This window comes from Shewanella sp. S1-58-MNA-CIBAN-0166 (genome assembly GCF_040310085.1).
Lineage (GTDB): Bacteria > Pseudomonadota > Gammaproteobacteria > Enterobacterales > Shewanellaceae > Shewanella.
The window spans coordinates 1-273 of sequence record NZ_JBEOPN010000136.1 but is presented as its reverse complement, the minus strand read 5'-3'; the positions used below and the strand labels follow the sequence as shown (position 1 = coordinate 273).

1 protein-coding gene is annotated in these 273 nt (G+C 40.7%); it reads left to right on the top strand.

Going from position 1 to position 273, the window contains the following annotated elements; all coding sequences use genetic code 11:
- A partial coding sequence (locus tag AAEY99_RS21420) for a TonB-dependent receptor plug domain-containing protein (RefSeq protein ID WP_351011976.1) occupies positions 1-273 on the top strand: 273 nt, incomplete at both ends.

The window sequence follows — 273 nt, the reverse complement described above, 5'->3', positions numbered from 1 at the left end:
AGCTTATTCAGCGAAGATGAAATTAATCAACGTGGTGCAAGTTACTTAGACGAAATGTTAGGCAGTACCGCCAATATAAATTTTGCATCTGGTGCGTCGCGCGGTCGTTATATTCAAATTCGTGGCGTGGGACTTCGTTCACAATTTGTAGACCCTATTAATCCATCTGTAGGCTTAGTTATTGATGGTATTAACTATTCTGGCCTTGGTGGCAGTTCATTATTATTTGATATAGACCAAGTAGAAATTTACCGTGGTCCACAAGGTACACGC